Below are 17,528 nucleotides of genomic sequence, written 5' to 3'. Positions count from 1 at the left end.
ACGTCTCTGGGCAATTCATGAGATGCGAGAAGCGCGTGCGCCCGGACACCATGAGGCGAATAAACGTAGCACCGGGAGGCAGAAATTGACCGGTTCGAGCTCCGCGACGGCGACTCGCCCGTTCGCCGTCGTTTCCGCGGGAGTGCGATGGTGGGCGCAGGTGCAGCCGGACCAGCATGCCGTGGTCAGTGGTGGCGAGGTGCTGACCTATTCCGATCTCGACGAGCGTTCCTCCCGGCTGGCGGGGGTGCTGCGGGCGCGTGGCGTGGGCAAGGGCGACCTGGTGGTCCTGGCGCTCGAACGCTCGCCCGACCTGGTGGTGGCGGCGCTGGCCGTGCTGCTGGCGGGCGGCGCGTACGTGGGCGTGGACGTCGATGACCCCGACGCGCGGCTGTCGGCCGTCATCGCCGACTCCGGCGCCCGCCTGGTGATCACCCGGGAGGCCGACACGGCGCGGTTCGACGCCGGCGTGCTCCCCATCGAGCAGGCCTGGGAGAGTGACGCGCCCGCGCTGCGCGAGGGCCCGGAGATCACGCCGGACGACCTCTGTTACGTCGTGTACACCTCGGGCTCGACCGGCATGCCCAAGGGGGTGCTCGTGCCGCACGAGGGCGTCGCCAACCTGGCCGCCTGGCACCAGCGCACCTTCGGCGTGCGCCCCGGCGACCGCGTCAGCCAGATCGCCCGGCCCTCCTTCGACGCCTGGGCGCTGGAGGTGTGGCCCTGCCTGGCGGCCGGCGCCACGCTGCACCTGATGGAGGGGCGGCTGCCCGGCTCGTCCGACGCGCTGGCCCGGTGGATCTCCACGCAGGGCATCACGGTCTGCTTCCTGACCACGGTGCTCGCGGTGGACCTGCTCGACCAGGAGGTCGGCGGGTCGCTGCGGGTGCTGCTGACCGGCGGGGAGAAGCTGCGCAGGCGCCCGCCGGCGGGGCTGCCGTACAAGCTGTACAACCTGTACGGCCCCACCGAGACGAGCGTCGTGGCCACCTACGCCGAGGTGGGGCCCGAGGGCGGGACGCCGCCCATCGGGCATCCGCTGCCCGGCATGCGGGCCTACCTGCTGGACGAGGAGCGCCGCCCGGTGCCGCCCGGCTCGGTCGGCGAGCTCTACATCGCCGGCACCGGCGTGGCCCACGGCTACCTCAACCGGCCCGAGCTGACGGCGCAGCGCTTCCTGGCCGACCCGGCCGACCTCGGCGCCCGCATGTACGCCACCGGCGACCTGGCCCGCGAGCTGCCCGAGGGCGGCCTGGCCTTCGCCGGCCGGGCGGACGACCAGGTCAAGGTGCGCGGCTTCCGCGTCGAGCCCGGCGAGGTCGAGGCGGCGCTGCGCCGGCTCGACGGGGTGCGCGAGGCCGTGGTCGTCAAGAGCGAGCAGGCCGACCAGCTCGTCGCCGCCGTGGTGCCGCAGGACCCGGCGGACCTGCCCGACCCCGCGCGCCTGCGCCGCGAGCTGGCCCGCGACCTGCCCGACTACCTGGTGCCGGCCGTGGTCACGCTGCTCGACGCGCTGCCGCTGACCCCCCACGGCAAGGTCGACAGGAAGTCCCTGGCCCGGCCCCAGGAGCCGGCGGAGCGGGCGGACGACAGCGGCGTCTTCCGCACCGACACCGAGCGGGTGCTGGCCGAGCTGTGGTGCGAGGTGCTCCAGGTCGGCTCCGTCACCCGGGAGGACAGCTTCTTCGAGAGCGGCGGCGACTCGCTGCTGGCCATCCGCCTGGCCTCGCGGGCCAGGCAGCGCGGGCTGCGCATGGTGGCCGACGACCTGTTCGAGTATGACGTGCTGCACGAGCTGGCGGCCTCCGTCAGCGCCGCGAGCCCGGGATCGTGAGGGTGATGAAGGCCTGCCTGGTCGAGCTGACGGTCTATCCCAACACACTGCCGCTGGCCTCGGGCTACCTGCAGGCGTACGCGCAGCAGGACCCCGACGTGGCCCGCGACTTCGAGTTCGCCATCCACGCGGTCGAGGTGAACACGCCCCTGGAGACGCTCGTGTCCGACCTGCTCGCGCAGGAGGCCGACGTCTACGGGCTGAGCTGCTACCTGTGGAACATGCGCCGCATGAAGGCGCTGTGCGACGAGCTCTCCCGGCTGCGCCCCGACGCCTACGTCATCCTCGGCGGGCCGCAGGTCATGCACCACGCCGCCGAGTACGTGCCGCCGTCGGCCCGCAACGTGCTGGTGTGCAACAGCGAGGGCGAGAAGCCGTTCACCGCGTTCCTGCGCCAGGTGGCGGGCGGGCGCGACTTCCGCGAGGTGCCGGGCATCAGCTTCTGGGACGACGCCGGCGAGCTGGTCACCACCCCGCAGCCCGAGCGCATCAAGGACCTGGACGAGATCCCCTCGCCGTTCGCGGCCGGCGTCTTCGACGGGGGCGAGTACACCTTCGCCGTCGTCGAGACCAACCGGGGCTGCCCGTACCGGTGCTCGTACTGCTACTGGGGGGCGGCCACCAACGACAAGGTGCACCGGTGGGAGCTGGACCGCGTCAAGTCCGACCTGTCGTGGATCAGCGAGCACGGCGTGGAGAGCATCTTCGTCGCCGACGCCAACTGGGGCGCGCTGCCGCGCGACGTCGAGCTGACCCGCCACCTGGTGGAGTGCAAGCAGCGCAACGGCTACCCGTCGATGGTGGCGATCCAGGCGGCCAAGAACCGGCCCGACCGGGTCACGGAGATCACCGAGATCCTGGTCGAGGGCGGCATGCTGACGAGCCAGCCCGTCTCCCTGCAGACGACCAGCCCGCAGGCGCTGGAGCTGGTGCAGCGCGCCAACATCAAGGAGTCCACGTACGTCGAGCTGCAGGTCAAGCTGCGGGAGAAGAAGATCAGCTCCTACACCGAGCTGATCTGGCCGCTGCCGGGCGAGACGCTGACCTCCTACCAGGAGGGCATCGGCAAGCTCTGCGCCTCCGGCGCCGACGCCGTCGTCTCCTACCCGCAGCTCCTGCTGCGCAACACGCCCATGTACCGCCAGCAGGAGGAGCTCGGCATCGTCACCGTGCGGGTGGACGACCCCGTCGCGGAGGCCGACGTGGTGGTCGGCACGAAGTGGGTGACCCGCGAGGACTTCCAGGAGGGCTCCTGGTTCTACTACGCGGTCATCAGCATCTACAACGCGCGGGCCGGCTTCTACGTCGCGCGCCTGCTCGACCGGCAGGGGGTGTGCTCCTACACCGACTTCCTGCGGGCGGCCGCCGACTACTTCAAGACCAGGACCGACACCGCGACCTGCGCCTTCTTCGCCGAGTCCGTGGCCACGCTGGGCAACTACGACATCAACAACATCGGCAAGGTGCTGCACTACGTCCTGCACTCCCACCGGGGCGAGATGGACGTGCTGCTGGAGGGGTTCCTGCGCGAGCGCGGCTGGCTGGACCTGCCCGGCGTGCGGCCGGCGTTCGAGCTGGACCTGCTGGCCCGGCCGTACGTCTACCGCGAGTCGGTGGCCGCGCCGAGCGTGCCGCTGACGCACCTGCGGGTGGTGGAGCAGGACCGCTACACCTTCGTCGCCGAGCTGCCGCGCGAGGCGGCCGCCCTGCTGGAGCTGCCCGACCTGCCCGACGCCGACCTGGTACGGGTGCGCGTGGACCACGTGGGCCGGCGCAAGATGCCCTACCCCAAGCACCGCAGCCTCGACTACAACGCGGGCTACTGCCAGGTCATGATGAACCGGATGCGGGACATCGTGCCCTCGTGGACGGTGCTGCCGGCGGTGCACCATGCGGCGTGACCTGTTCACCCCCGACCACGAGGCCTTCCGCGAGCTGGTGCGGGCCTTCATCGCCAAGGAGATCGAGCCGAACCACCGCGCCTGGGAGGAGCGGGGCGCGGCCGACCGGGACGTCTGGCGCAAGGCGGGCGAGCTGGGCCTGCTCGGCATGGACGTGCCCGCCGAGTACGGCGGCGGCGGCGACCCCGACTACCTGCACCACGTGATCGTCTCCGAGGAGCTGGGCCGGGCCGGCGTGCACGCGCCCGCGCTGTCCCTGCACAACGAGATCGCCGGGCTCTACCTGCGCACGCTCACCACCTCCGAGCAGCGCGCACGCTGGCTGCCCGGCTTCTGCAGCGGCGAGCTGGTCACCGCCGTGGCGATCACCGAGCCCGACGCGGGCAGCGACGTGGCGCGGCTGCGGTGCGGGGCCGTGCGGCGCGGCGACCACTACGTGATCAACGGGCAGAAGACGTTCATCACCAACGGCGCGGTCGCCGACCTGCTGCTGGTGGCCGTGCGCACCGGCGGCGCCGGCGCGCACGGCGGCGGGCTCAGCGTGATCGCCGTCGAGGCCGACCGGCCCGGACTGACCCGCGGGCAGGCGCTCGACAAGATCGGCATGCGCGCCATGGACACCGTCGAGCTCTTCTTCGACGACGTCGAGGTGCCCGCCGCCAACCTGCTGGGCCGCGAGGGCAAGGGCGTGGCCTACCTCATGCGCACGCTGCGCAGGGAACGCATGATGATCGCCGTCTCCGCGCTGGCCACCGCCGAGCGGGTGCTGGAGTACACGGTCGAGCACTGCCGCACCCGCCAGGTGTTCGGCCTGCCCGTCGGCGCCCACCAGCACAACCGCTTCGTGCTGGCCGAGCTGGCGACCGCCGTGGCCGTGGCCCGCGCCTTCACCGACCGGTGCGTGGCCGAGGAGGCGGCGGGCCGGCTGGAGGCCGAGGAGGCGGCGATGGCCAAGTGGTGGAACACCGAGCTGTGCCAGAAGGTCGTGGACCGCTGCCTGCAACTGCACGGCGGCTACGGCGTGGTGCGCGACTTCCCGGTGGCGCGGGCGTACGTCGACACCAGGGCCCAGACGATCTACGGCGGCACCACCGAGATCATGAAAGAGCTGATCGGGCACGCGCTGATATGAGAACACCTCCGTGGTACCTGGCCTTCGAGCCGCGGCCGTCGGCCCGGCTGCACCTGTACGCGCTGCCCTGCGCCGGCGGCGGCCCCTCGGCGTTCCGCCCCTGGACGCGCCACCTGCCGCCGTGGATCGAGCTGCGCGCCGTCACCCTGCCGGGCCGTCCCGGACGCCACCGCGAGCCCGCGCACACCGACTGCGACACCGCCGCCCGCGCCCTGGCCGCCGAGCTGGCGGAACAGCGCGTGCCGTACGCGATCTTCGGCCACAGCATGGGCGCCATGCTCGGCTACCGGGCGGTGCGCGAGCTGTGGTCGGCCGGCGGGCCGCTGCCCGAGCTGCTCGCGATCGCGGCCTGGCCGGTGCGCGGCGCGCTCTCCCGGCCCGACCCGCGCGCCGACGACGCGGGCTTCGCCGCCTGGCTGCGCGCGCTGGGCGGGCTGCCCGACGAGATCGCCGACGACCCCGGCGCGCTGGCCCGCACCCTGCCGGTGGCCAGGGCCGACTTCACGCTCTGCGCGTCGTACGCCTACCGGGCCGAGCCGCCGCTGCCCGTGCCCGTCGCCGCCTTCTGCGGCACGCGGGACCCGGTGGCGCCGGAGCACAGCATGACGGAGTGGGCCGCGCACACCACCGACTTCCGCGGCCTGCGCACCTTCGACGGGGACCACTTCTTCGTCAGGGAGCGCGTCCCCGAGCTGGCGGGCGCGATGACGGCAATTCTGGAGATGCGCGGGTCCGGCGCGCGGCACCAAGCTGAGAGGGCCGTTCAACTCCGAGGAGCGTCCCTATGACAGCCACCATTGTCGGCGATTCCCGGCCATCACATGAGACCAGAGGACAGTATTTTCCCGAGCTGCAGGGAATACGCGCACTCGCGGTGCTGGCCGTCATCACCGTTCACTCCGCCTTCGCCTCCGGGCAGATCGGCTACGGCGACCAGCCCGGCAACGGCTGGCTCGGTGTCGTGATCGAGCGGTTCACCCGCGAGTCGCTGCCGATCCTCTTCGCCCTGTCCGGCTTCCTGCTCTACCTGCCCTTCGCGCGCAGGACCGTCGAGGGCGCCCCGCAGCGCTACAACCTGGGCTCCTACGCCTGGCGGCGCGCGCTGCGCATCTTCCCCGCCTACTGGGTGCTGGCCCTGGTGGCGCTGTTCACCCCGCTGTTCCTGATGGGGCAGGAGCAGGTCAGCCACGGCTTCTGGGCCATCGTGCGGGTGCTGACGATGCAGCACGTCTACACGGCCGGCGGCATCCCGCTCGGCATGGAGTCGACGTGGAGCATGGCGACGGAGATCGCGTTCTACATCCTGCTGCCCGGGCTCGCCTGGCTGTTCCACCGGCTCGCCGCCGGCGCGGCGACGCCGCAGGCCAAGGCGCGCCGCGTGCTGGTGCCGATCTTCGCCATCATGCTCATCGGCTACGCCTTCAGCGCCTGGAGCCACCACCCGTCGCTGGGCCCGTACCCGGTGCAGGGCAACTGGCCCATCGGCTGGTTCGGCTACCTGGCCGTCGGCATGGCGGTGGCCACGCTGTCGGCCGCGGCCCACGCCGGGGGCTGGCTGGCGCCGTACCGGCTGATCGCCCGCCACCCCGGCCGCACCTGGCTGGTCGCGCTCGGCGTCATCATCCTGTACTGCTTCTCGCCGATGGGCGACCAGGGCACCTCCAACTTCCCGCCCACCCAGGTCGTGCTGTTCAACCAGCCGATCGACCTGCTGATCGTCTTCCTGCTGCTGGCCCCGCTGACGGTGCCCGACCTGCGCTCGCGCTTCCTCACCGGGGTGCTGACCGTCCGGCCGCTGCAGTACATCGGCAAGGTGTCGTACGCGATGTTCCTGTGGCACATCCCGTCCATCTACATCTGGAACCTGTGGGGCTCCACGAACTTCCCGCTGGCGCTCCTGCTCGTGCACGGCACCGCGTTCGTCGCGGCCGTGATCAGCTACTACGTGGTCGAGCAGCCCGCGCTGCGGCTGCGCAGCAAGCTCGGCAAGGGCTCGGCCCGGCCCAGCACGCCGGTGCCCGCGAGCTGACCCGCCGCCGGTTCGCCGCCGGTCCGCCGCCGGTCCGCCGCGCACGCTCCGCCGAAAGCCGATCCGAAGAAAGGTGATGATCGTGGCGAGTCTGACCCGAGTCAGGTCTGACGCCGATCTCGACGACGTGGTGGCCGTCCTGGAGAGGGACGGTGCCGTGATCGTCGAAGACTTCCTGGACAGCGAGACGCTCGCGGGGCTGTGGGCGGACCTGGAGCCGGCGCTGCAGGCCCAGTCCTACAGCGACAACTGGTACGACGGGCTGCGCACCCGGCGGGTGTCGTCGCTGTTCGCCCGCACCACGAGGCTGACCCCCGTGGTCACGCACCGCCTGTTCCTGGGGGCGGCCCGGGCGATCATGCAGAAGCCCGTCCCCATGTGGATCGGCAAGGTGCGCCAGGACATGGTGCCGAGCATCCAGATCAGCGCCACCCAGCTCGTGCAGATCCACAAGGGGCAGGGCAAGCAGCCGCTGCACCGCGACGACGCCCTGCACCTGCGCCCGCACCCGGGCCCCACCACCAGGGTCATGGTCATGCTGGCGATGAGCGAGTTCACCGCCGACAACGGCGGCACCCTGGTGATCCCCGGGAGCCACCACTGGGACGACGAGCGGGCGCCGGCCACCGAGGAGGCCATCCCCACCGAGATGCCGCCCGGCGGCGGGCTGATCTGGCTCGGGGGCGTCTACCACGGCGGCGGGCGCAACGTCACCGACTCGCCCCGCACCGGCATGACCATCGCCTACGACCTGGGCAACCTGCGCCAGGAGGAGAACCAGTACCTGGCGGTGCCGCGCGAGCGGGTGCTGGAATACCCCGAGGAGGTGCGCAGGCTCCTCGGGTACGACCGCTGCCCGCCCGGGGTGGGCTGGCTGGAGATGAACGACCCCTACATCTGGCTGGAGCCGGAGGAGGCCAGGCGCGCCGCGCTCGGCGACCTGGTCTCCTGACTCCCCAAGTGAGCATTTCTGAATAAGCACGAGACAGCCCGGCCGGACACAATGTTGATCCGGCTCACACGAAAGGATGACGCGATGAGTGGCAAGATCGAGATCACCCGCGTGCTCGAGGCCCCGCGCGACGTGGTTTATGCGGCCTGGACCCAGCCGGAGCACTTCACCCACTGGTGGGGCGCCCCCCTGGAGACCATCTCCATGGACGTCCGCCCCGGCGGCGAGTGGAAGGCCACGATCGTGGTCGACGAGGAGAACCAGGTCCCCTTCGCCGGCGTCTACCAGGAGATCGTCCCGAACGAGCGCCTGGTCTACACGCTGGTCGACCTCAGCGGCAGGGAGCCCGCCGAGCAGCAGGCCGCCGGCCCGGAGACCGTGACCGTCACGTTCTCCGACTCCGGCAGCGGCACCAAGATGGTCTTCGTGCAGGAGGGCAACCTCCCCGACGACGAGATCCCGCGCGCCGCCGAGGGCTGGGGCTTCTTCTTCGACGCCCTGGGCGAGTACGTCACGAAGATCAAGTAGCCTGGCGCGGGGAGATCACCGGTGATCGCCGGCGGCGGACGACGTGGGGACCGCCGGCCCGATCCGATCTCCTCCAGCTGCGGGATGTCCGGCCGCGCCGAGGGGCGGAGCCGTAACCGGCGACGAAGGCGAGGGGCCGTGCGCGACCTGCCCTGAGTGGCCGGACATCCGACGGCCGCCGGTGGCGGGAGGCACATCGCGCGATCGGGGCGGGGCGTGGCCGAGGCCGCGCCCCCGTCGCATGTCCGGAGCCTTTCCGGAATTTCGGCGTTCTGCGGATCGCGCGAATTCCGGGAAGCGCTCCGGGGCGGCATCGCGGAGGGAATTCGGGGGGAGCGGGGAATTCGAGGGAGCGCGGGGACCGGGGAGCCGGGGAATTCGCAAACGGGGATAAGCGATTCGGCGCCGGCGAATGTTAGCGTCATTTCATGGAGACTTCCTGCCGAATCTGCTCCGGGCCGGTCAAGGGCGCGATCGACCTCGGTGTCCAGCCGCGTGGCAACGCCTTCCCCAAGCCTGACCAGCTGGCCGGGGAATTTCGCTACCCGCTCGTCGTCGGGATGTGTGACTCGTGCGCGATGGTGCAGTTGATGGCCGACATCCCGCAGGAAGTCAGATACCACGACGAGTATCCGTACCGCGCCTCCAACTCCGCCGTGCACAGCGAGCACTTCGCCGGCGTCGCGCGCCGGCTGCTGCGCACCGAGCTGACCGGCCGCGACCCGTTCATCGTCGAGATCGGCTGCAACGACGGCGTCATGCTCGCCACGGTCGCCGACGCCGGCGTCCGGCACCTGGGCGTCGAGCCCTCCCAGGAGGTGGCCGCCCTGGCCAGGTCGCGGGGCGTGCGGGTGCTGCCGCGTTTCTTCGACGAGGAGACCGCGGGGGAGATCCGCGCCGAGCACGGCCCCGCCGACGTCCTCTTCGGCGCCAACGTCATCGCGCACATCTCCCACCTCGACTCCGTGCTCAAGGGCGCCGTGACGCTGCTCGGCCCCGACGGGGTGTTCGTCTTCGAGGAGCCCTACCTCGGCGCCGTCGTCGAGCAGACGGCCTTCGACCTGTTCTACGACGAGCACTCGTTCGTCTTCTCCGTCAGCTCCATCCGCGCCGCCGCCCGCCTGTTCGGCCTCGACCTGGTGGACGCCGAGCCGCTGGCCATCCACGGCGGCTCCATGCGCTACACGCTCGCCAAGCGCGGCGCCCGCCGTCCCGCCGCGGCCGTCGGCGAGCTGCTCGCCGCCGAGCGGGCCCGCCGCCTCGACCGGCCCGCCACGCTGGAGGAGCTCAACCGCCGCGCCGAGCGGGTCCGCGACGACCTGACCGCGCTGCTGACCTCGCTGCGCGCCGAGGGCAAGCGGGTGGCCGGGTACGGCGCGCCGGCCAAGATCACCACGGTGACCAACTACTGCGGGATCGGGACCGACCTGATCCCGTACGTGTGCGACTCGACGCCGTCCAAGCAGGACCGGGTGGTCGCCGGGTCGCACATCCCGGTGGTGGCGCCGTCGGCGTTCCGCGCGGACCGGCCCGACTACGCGGTGCTGTTCGCGTGGAACCACGCCGAGGAGATCATGGCGAAGGAGAGCGACTTCACCGGCCGCTGGATCCGCTACATCCCCGAGGTCCACATCCTGTGACCCCGTCACCGCCCGTCCCCTCCGACACGAGCGGCCCGCCACGACGTCGTGGCGGGCCGCTGCGGTTTCCGCGGTGCTCTGCGGTGTCTCCGCGGTGTCTCCGCGGTGTCCGGGTCAGCTCCGCGGTGTCCGGGTCAGCTCCGCGGCTCCGGGGCCGCCTCCGCGGCGTCCGGATACCTGCGGGTGGCGCCCCGCATGACGTCGCCGCGGAACAGGCCGTCCGGGTCCACCCGGGCGCGCACCGCGTCCACGGCGGCCACCGTGGCCGCGTCCAGGTGCCCCTGGGGCTGGTCGAAGCGCTCCACGAAGGTGGGCGCGGTCGTGCCGGCATCCCAGGGCGTCAGGGCGGACCTGACCACGGGGAGCCGGGCGAGGATGTCCTCCCGCGTCCCCGACAGGCCGGGCACGCCGCCGCCCGAGTAGCCGTAGCGGGCCGTCAGGTGGTTCAGGGCGCCGCCGGTGGGGTCGGGGTCGGCGTACGCGCCCCCGAGCTGGCGCAGGCCGGCGGCGATCAGCGGGGAGCGCGAGCCCGCGCCGATGACCTCCAGCAGCGCGTCCAGGCCCGCCTCCCCGAGCTCGTCCAGCAGCAGGTGGTCACCGATGACCTCGACGGGGTCGGACGGGTCCATGTGCGTGTCCAGGAGCCCCGCCGGTTCGGTCGTCTGCCAGGTGTCCAGCACCGGCGGCGCGATGCCGCGCAGCGTGTCCAGCAGCTCGCCGGCCCGCGCCTCGGCGGCCGCCACGTCGGCGTCCGTCCCGGCCAGCACGGCGCCGTCCACGCACAGGACGGGGCCCGCCGACAGCATGGGCGGCACGTCCGGCAGGTCGGGCAGGTTGAGCACGCGCACGCTGGTCGTCGCCTCGCGCGGCGCGCCCAGCGTCCACTCGCGCCAGGCCCGCAGCAGCTCGGGCGCGTGCCCGGCGGGCCAGCAGGCCGCCCCGGTGACCACCCTCGCCACCGGGAACAGCGCGACCTCCACGGTGGTGACGACGCCGAAGCCGCCCCCGCCGCCGCGCAGCGCCCACAGCAGCTCCTCGTCGCCGCCGGCGCCGGTGTCCGCGCCGAAGACCGCGCCCGGGCCCGACGCCCGGCGCAGCTCGCCGTCGGCCGTGACGATCTCCACCGCGCGCACGCCGTTGGCCGCCAGCCCCGTGTGCCGGCCGTAGAAGCTGAGCCCGCCCCCGAGGAGGTACCCGACCACGCCGACCGTCGGCGACGAGCCGTGCGCGACCGACAGGCCGTGCGCGGCGGCGGCCTTGACGACCGCGCCCCAGCGGGTCCCCGCCGGCACGCGGGCCACCCGCCGCTCGGGGTCGATCTCGACGGGGCCGGCCGGCTCCGTCCGCAGCAGCAGCCCGCCGCGTACGGGACGGGCCGCCTCGGCCCAGTGGCCGGTGGTGTGCACCCGGACGGTCAGGCCCGCCCGGCGCGCGTGGCCGACGGCCTCCCGCACCTCCTCCACCGTGCGCACCACGGCGGCGGCGGCCGGCCTCGGCACTGCGCCCAGCGCGAACACCGCGGTCGCCGCCTCGTAACCGGGCTCTCCGGGCCCGGCGACCCGCCCGGATCGCGCGGACCCGCCGGCGGCCGCGCCGGACCGCCCCGCCCCGGCGGCGGTCGTGGCGGGCTGAGCGGTCGCGGCGGCGGGTGTGACGGCGGGTGTGGCGGCGCCGGCCGGCTCGGGGCGGAGCACGCCGGGCTCTCCCGGCTCCCTGACGGCCATTCAGCTCTCCCGCCGCGCGGTGATGAAGGCGAACGACTCGGGGCCCCCGCTGTCCAGCACCGTCATGCCCGCGTCGGCGAGCCAGCGGTCCAGCTCCTCCCGCTCGAACAGCAGCATCCCGGCCGGCCGGCTCGGGAAGTAGTGCGCGGCCTGGAAGTGGCGGCAGACCGGGTCCTCGTCCCACACGAACGTCATCAGCGTGAACGTGCCGCCCGGCCGCAGCACCCGCCCCACCTCGGCGATCGCGGTGGCCGCGTCGTCGGGGACGGCCTGCAGCGCGTTCCAGCACACCACCGCGCCCATGCTGGCGTCGGCCAGCGGCAGGTCCAGGGCGCTGGCCCGCACGGCCGGCACGTCGGGCACGCGGCGGCGCAGCACGTTCAGCATCGGCAGGCCGAGGTCGAGGGCGAGCAGCCGGTCGGCGCCGACGGCCGCGGCGATGACGGCGGTCCAGCGGCCCGCGCCGGCCCCGAGGTCGAGCACCGGGCCGTCCACCGGGCGCACGCTGCGCGCGATGTAGGCGTCCTCGTCGGCCAGCGTGACGGCGCCGCCCCAGTTGCCGCCCGCCACGCGCAGGAACTCGGGGCGCAGCAGCGCCTCGTAGTACAGCCCCATGCTGGGCATCTCGGCCAGGCTCTTGAGCAGGTCGGCGGTGGCCTCGTCGGCATCGTCGCGCACGGCCCTGGTGAGGTCGAGGATGCCGCGGGAGGCCGGGTAGGCGACCGCGCAGGCCGGGCAGCGCACGGCCGCGCCGCTGATGTCGAGCGGGCCCCGGCAGGCCGGGCAGACCAGCGCGGACAGGTGCCGCGCGAACAGGCCGAGCCGCGGGTCGTCGCCCGTCGGGTCCGACTCGGGCGGCGCCTGCGGGCCGGGCACGTCCACCACCGCGCCGTGCCGGATCGCCCAGTACGCCTTCAGCCCCATGTACCCCCACACGGTCCGGCTGTCGTTGCGCCAGTTGACCTCGGCCTGCTCCTGGCTGAGCGCGCCGATCCACGCCTGGTCGAAGGCGCGCTCCTCGTCGGTGAGCCGCCAGATCTCGGGGGCGGGCCAGACCCGGCCGAGGCCGCTGCGCCGCTCGTCCATGAGGGTCAGGCACCGGTCGAGCCGGGAGCGGTCGCCGGAGTCCAGGCCGAGCCGCCCGGTGACGCCGAGCACCCGGTCGCGGTCGTGCGGGAAATGCGCGAGCAGGTAGGCCAGGGCCTGGCCGAGCTCGGGGCTCGCGCCGTCGGCCAGGGCCAGGTAGCGGTCGAGGCCGGCGCGCACGGCCTCCGTCTGCCCCGCCTCGGCGATCAGGCCCAGCAGGATCAGCAGCCGGCCGGCGCGCGCGTCGTCGAGCCCGCCGAGCGCGTCGATGAGCTCGGGGACCGCCGACGGCGCGCGCTCGGTGAGCGTGCCGCCGTCCCACAACGTCTGGTCCTGCACGGTGCCGGGCGACCAGAGCGCGCCGACGAGCCGGGCGTAGGCCGCGTCGAGATCGCCGGGCGCCGCGCCCGTGAACTCCTGGAGAAGGATTGCCGGCGCGTACGTGGTGTCAACGCTCATGTTAATTCCCTTCGCGCGAAACGCCTTTCAGCATCACACCGGCCCCGCGGCCGGGTCATCTCCGTGCGTGCGGGAAAGGACCCAGCGCAATAGCGGAGATGCGGCGGCGAAAAGACGGATAAACCATGGGTTCATGAAGAACAGGATTCCGATCGAAGTATGGGTCCCCGACCTGACGTTTCCCGGCTGGATGGATCGGTGGTATCAGCAGGCCGCCGATTTCGAGCGACTGCACCCCGAGTATCAGGTGGTGGTGCACGGCAAGGATTTCTGGCAGCTTCCCCGGCAGGTCGCGGAGGCCGCCGCGGAAGGGCACGTCCCGGCTCTGTCGGAGTACTACTTCTACATGACGCAGGTCGCCCGCGACTCGCGCCGGCAGGACGGCCGCCCGCTGTTCGCCTCGGTGGAGAAGGCCGTCGCCGGGCGCACCGAGGTGCTGGGCGAGCCGGTCGTGCTCGACGACATCATCGCGCCGCTGCGCGACTACTACACCCTGGCCGGCGACCTGACGTGCATGCCCACCGTGGGCACCACGAGCCTGCTGTACGCCAACACCGACCTGCTGCGGCGCGCGGGCGTGGAGAGCCTGCCGCGCACCTGGCAGGAGGTGGAGGAGGTGTGCGCCCGGGTGGCGGCGCTGCGTGACGGCCCCTCCCACGCCATCACGTGGTCCAACCACGGCACGTTCATCCAGCAGGCGCTGGCCACGCAGGGCGGCCTGCTCGTGAACGAGCACAACGGCCGGCTCGGGCGGGCCACGGTCGCCGACCTGGCCTCGCCGGAGATGCTGCGCTGGGTGGAGTGGTGGCGCGGGCTGCACGCCGACGGCCACTACCACTACACCGGCAAGATCCCCGACTGGGCGGGCACGCTCAAGGCCTTCGCCGACCAGGACGTGGCCATCAGGATCTCCTCCTCCAACGACGTCAACTACATGTTCCGGGCCGCCGAGGACAACGGCTTCGGCATCGAGGCGGGCATCTTCCCGTACGACGCGACCGTCCCGTACGTCGGCAACGCCATCGCCGGCACCGCCCTCTGGATGGCCGAGGGGCTGGACGAGGCGACGCAGGAGGGCGCGCTGGCGTTCCTCATGTACCTGCACAGCCCGCGCAACGCGGCCGAGCGCCACAAGGCCAACAGCTTCCTGCCGCTCACCCACGCCGCTCACGACCTGCTGGAGGAGGAGGGCTGGTACGCCGCCCACCCCCACCACCGGCTGGCCTACGACCACGTCATGCGCTTCCCGACGGGCCAGAGCGGCGTCCCGGCCTCCGAGGGCGCGCTGTTCGGCGACTTCGCCGGCAACCAGGACGTGATGACCCGGGCGATCGGCGACGTGCTCAACGGCGCCGACCCGGCCGAGCGCATGGCCTTCGCCACCGTGGAGGCGCAGGAGCTGCTCGACGCCTACAACGCCTACGCGCTGTCGTCCGGCTTCCGCGACCCGAAGAACAGCCCGCCGACCAGCCTCAGCGTGGAGGCGTTCAGGGAGATGCGGGCCGGGCGCGACTACTCGGCCGCCGACATGGAGGCCGTGGTCAAGCTGCACCGCTGACACTCCCGCGACGGCCGGAAGGGGCCGCGGACCCGATGGAGGTCCGCGGCCCCTTCTGCGTGCGGGCTGCCGGTGCTTCTTGTGGTGCGGGCTGCCAGTGCCTCCGCGCTGCGGCTGACGCTGCCTCCGCGCTGCGGGCTGACGGTGCGGCCAGGTGAGCGGTCAGCGGTGCATCGCGGTGAGCTTCTCCAGGGCGGGCACGATCTCGGCGGGGCCCGGCCGGTCCAGCCACTCCTGGTGCACGGCGGCGGCGCCCTCGCGGTAGCGGGGCTCCTCCAGCGCCGCGACGATCGCGGCCCTGATCTCCTCGACCGACTGCTTCTGGTGGTCGAGGCGGAGCCCGGCGCCGCGCGACTCCAGGTAGCCGATCGCGAGCTTGGACAGGATGTTCCGCTCGGCCATCTTGCTGTTCTCCCCGTCGACCACGACGACGCGCTGCGGCTCGTCGGTGTCGCCGATGAGCTGCGGCACCCCGGCGGCGACCGAGGCCCAGAACGTGCCGCTGGAGCCGTGGTTGATGCTGGCCGCGCAGGTCGGCAGCAGTTGCAGCAGCGGGACGTAGTCCACGGTGCGGACGTTGGAGGGGATCGAGGAGATGCCTTCGAGCTGGTCGGCGTTGAGCGTGGCGACCAGCTCGACGTCCAGGTCGGCGACCGCCTCGAAGACCTTCGGCGCGCGCCACTCGCCCTTGTGGTAGGTCCTGGTGGACAGCCCGACCGACATGGCCAGGCGCGGGCGGGCCGGCCGGTCGTACAGCCAGGAGGGCTTGACGCCGCCGCCGTTGTACGGGCTCCAGCGCACCGGCACCGCGGCCAGGTCCTGCGACAGGCGCATCTCCCGCGGCAGCGGGTCGATGGTGAACTGGCCGACCAGCAGCTCGCGGTCCACCTCGACGCCGTAGTGCTCGGCCAGCGGGCGCACCGCCCGCGCCAGCGGGTCCACCGGCGGCGTGGCCTGCCTGGCGTACAGCTCGACGGCCCAGCCGCTGTAGTCGGGGGCCATGAGGATCCGGCCGTGCGCGGCGCCCGCCACCTTGGCCGCCACGGCGCCGGCCGGGAACCACGGGTCCCACAGCACCAGGTCGGGCCGCCACGTGCGGGCGAACTCGACCAGCGCCTTGTTCTGCGCGCTCGGCACGGGCGGGAGCTGGAACCTGACGCCCATGAGGTAGTACTGGAAGAACACGTCCCAGATGTCGCGCTCGTCCTGCGTCACCCCCAGGGCGGTGGCCAGGCGCTCCATCTCCTCCGGGTCGGGCGGCAGGTCGTCGCGGACCCACCCGCCGGTGTCGGGCTCGCCGCACGTGACGGCCGTCAGGCCCGCGGCCACGATGTCGTCGGCCGCGCCGGGCGGGCAGGCCACGACGACCTCGTGCCCGGCGAGCTGCAGCGCCTGCGCGTACGGCACGGCGGGGTAGAGGTGGCACGCCTGTGGCCACACAGTCAGCATGATTCGCATGTAGCGCTCCCTCGCGAACTCCTCGATGGAGTGGAATTCCCTAACCAGCATCAATCGCCGGAATTGACGATGCATCTCCTGACGTGCCGGTTTCCGGCAATGCAGGAGATGCGGGCGGGCGGTGGCACGCGTTGTGCTTTTGTTCATCCACGCCATTTTTCCGAGGGAGAGTCTCATGTGTTTTTCCGCAGACCATTCGGGGACGGGCTGACATGGCGGGCGCACGCGCGGTCGTCACCGGCGGCTCCGGCTTCATCGGCAGGCATCTGGTGCGGGCGCTGCTCGCCCGCGGCGACGAGGTGACGGTCTTCGACCGCGAGCCCGGCCCGCCGGCGCACGCGGCCACCGGCGGCCGAGAGCCCGGCCCGCCGGTGCGCACCGTCACCGGCGACATCCGCGACCGGACGCGGCTGGCCCAGGCCGTCGGCCCGGGGGTGGACGTCGTCTACCACCTGGCCGCCGAGGTCGGGGTGGACCGCTACCTGGCCCGCCCGCTCGACGTGATCGACGTCAACTTCCAGGGCACCAGGAACGTGCTGGAGCGGGCCACCGAGGCCGGCGCGCGCGTGGTGGTCGCCAGCACCAGCGAGGTGTTCGGCAAGAACCCGGCCGTGCCGTGGGCGGAGGACGCCGACCGGGTGCTCGGCTCCACCGCCGCCGACCGCTGGACCTACTCCTCGGCCAAGGCCATGTCCGAGCACCTCACGCTGGCGTTCTGCCGGCAGCACGGGCTGGACGCGGCGATCGTGCGCTACTTCAACGCCTACGGCCCCGGCCAGCGGCCCGCCTTCGTCATCAGCCGCACCGTGCACCGGGCGCTCAACGGGCAGCCGCTGGCGCTCTACGACGGCGGCCGGCAGACCCGCTGCTTCACGTACGTGGCCGACGCGGTGGCCGGCACGCTGCTGGTCGCCGACAGGGGAGGCGCGGGCGAGGTGTTCAACCTGGGCAGCATGACCGAGAGCACCGTGCGCGAGGCGGTCACCACGGTCGCGGCGCTGACCGGGGCCAGGACGGTCGAGGTGGACGCGCGCGCCGCCCTGGGGCCCGCCTACGAGGACGTGCCGCGGCGCGTGCCCGACAGCACCAAGGCGCGCAGGCTGCTGGGCTGGGAGGCGACGACCTCGCTGGCCGAGGGCGTCGCGCGGACCATCGAGTGGGCCAGGGCGAACCCGTGGTGGCTGGCCGCCCCCGACTCCGGCGTCCCCGTGGCCGCCGCGAGCTGAC

General features: G+C 72.9%; 13 protein-coding genes. 10 read left to right on the top strand and 3 right to left on the bottom strand.

The genetic code is table 11. The features are described from left to right. Window positions 1-22 precede the first annotated feature (22 nt). The 8 genes from IO39_RS06900 to IO39_RS06865 all read left to right on the top strand — a co-directional run bounded on the left by IO39_RS06900 (window position 23) and on the right by IO39_RS06865 (window position 10,016). The gene (locus IO39_RS06900) at window positions 23-1,834 is read left to right on the top strand and encodes a non-ribosomal peptide synthetase (protein ID WP_084772408.1); all 1,812 of its coding nucleotides are present in this window, start codon (window positions 23-25) and stop codon (window positions 1,832-1,834) included. A 5-nt stretch (window positions 1,835-1,839) separates the two neighbouring features. Continuing rightward, window positions 1,840-3,735, top strand: a complete 1,896-nt coding sequence (locus tag IO39_RS06895) for a B12-binding domain-containing radical SAM protein (RefSeq protein WP_245641850.1) — start codon at window positions 1,840-1,842, stop codon at window positions 3,733-3,735. Beyond that, window positions 3,725-4,867: an acyl-CoA dehydrogenase family protein gene (locus tag IO39_RS06890; protein WP_043617797.1), complete on the top strand. Its 1,143-nt coding sequence runs from the start codon at window positions 3,725-3,727 to the stop codon at window positions 4,865-4,867. Before IO39_RS06895 ends, IO39_RS06890 begins: the two co-directional genes overlap by 11 nt. Next, window positions 4,864-5,655, top strand: a complete 792-nt coding sequence (locus IO39_RS06885; RefSeq protein ID WP_052422538.1) for a thioesterase II family protein — start codon at window positions 4,864-4,866, stop codon at window positions 5,653-5,655. Before IO39_RS06890 ends, IO39_RS06885 begins: the two co-directional genes overlap by 4 nt. Continuing rightward, window positions 5,652-6,896, top strand: coding sequence for an acyltransferase family protein (locus IO39_RS06880; protein ID WP_084772406.1), 1,245 nt, complete (start codon window positions 5,652-5,654; stop codon window positions 6,894-6,896). Before IO39_RS06885 ends, IO39_RS06880 begins: the two co-directional genes overlap by 4 nt. Window positions 6,897-6,978: 82 nt before the next feature. Then, window positions 6,979-7,848, top strand: coding sequence for a phytanoyl-CoA dioxygenase family protein (locus IO39_RS06875; RefSeq protein ID WP_052422564.1), 870 nt, complete (start codon window positions 6,979-6,981; stop codon window positions 7,846-7,848). 84 nt (window positions 7,849-7,932) lie between these two features. Further along, a complete protein-coding gene (locus tag IO39_RS06870) occupies window positions 7,933-8,376 on the top strand; it encodes an SRPBCC family protein (protein WP_043617791.1) in 444 nt (147 codons plus the stop codon). 428 nt (window positions 8,377-8,804) lie between these two features. Further along, complete coding sequence (locus IO39_RS06865; protein WP_043617788.1) at window positions 8,805-10,016, top strand: class I SAM-dependent methyltransferase; 1,212 nt, start codon at window positions 8,805-8,807, stop codon at window positions 10,014-10,016. A 134-nt stretch (window positions 10,017-10,150) separates the two neighbouring features. Here the strand turns inward: IO39_RS06865 and IO39_RS06860 are convergent, their stop codons facing one another. Continuing rightward, complete coding sequence (locus IO39_RS06860; RefSeq protein WP_084772401.1) at window positions 10,151-11,740, bottom strand: FAD-binding protein; 1,590 nt, start codon at window positions 11,738-11,740, stop codon at window positions 10,151-10,153. Continuing rightward, entirely contained in the window at window positions 11,741-13,285 is a 1,545-nt protein-coding gene (locus IO39_RS06855) for a methyltransferase domain-containing protein (protein ID WP_043617786.1), read from the bottom strand. A 133-nt stretch (window positions 13,286-13,418) separates the two neighbouring features. Between IO39_RS06855 and IO39_RS06850 the strand changes: the two genes are divergently transcribed. After that, window positions 13,419-14,843, top strand: coding sequence for an extracellular solute-binding protein (locus IO39_RS06850; protein ID WP_043617783.1), 1,425 nt, complete (start codon window positions 13,419-13,421; stop codon window positions 14,841-14,843). A 162-nt stretch (window positions 14,844-15,005) separates the two neighbouring features. Here the strand turns inward: IO39_RS06850 and IO39_RS06845 are convergent, their stop codons facing one another. Beyond that, complete coding sequence (locus IO39_RS06845; RefSeq protein WP_043618031.1) at window positions 15,006-16,301, bottom strand: glycosyltransferase; 1,296 nt, start codon at window positions 16,299-16,301, stop codon at window positions 15,006-15,008. Window positions 16,302-16,513: 212 nt separating this feature from the next. Between IO39_RS06845 and IO39_RS06840 the strand changes: the two genes are divergently transcribed. Beyond that, window positions 16,514-17,527: an NAD-dependent epimerase/dehydratase family protein gene (locus IO39_RS06840; RefSeq protein ID WP_043617781.1), complete on the top strand. Its 1,014-nt coding sequence runs from the start codon at window positions 16,514-16,516 to the stop codon at window positions 17,525-17,527. The last annotated feature ends 1 nt before the right edge of the window (window position 17,528 follow it).

The sequence above is a fragment of the Nonomuraea candida genome (assembly GCF_000725485.1).
Taxonomy (GTDB): domain Bacteria; phylum Actinomycetota; class Actinomycetes; order Streptosporangiales; family Streptosporangiaceae; genus Nonomuraea; species Nonomuraea candida.
Note: the sequence above shows the minus strand (reverse complement) of the source record. Positions and strands in the feature narration are given on the sequence as shown.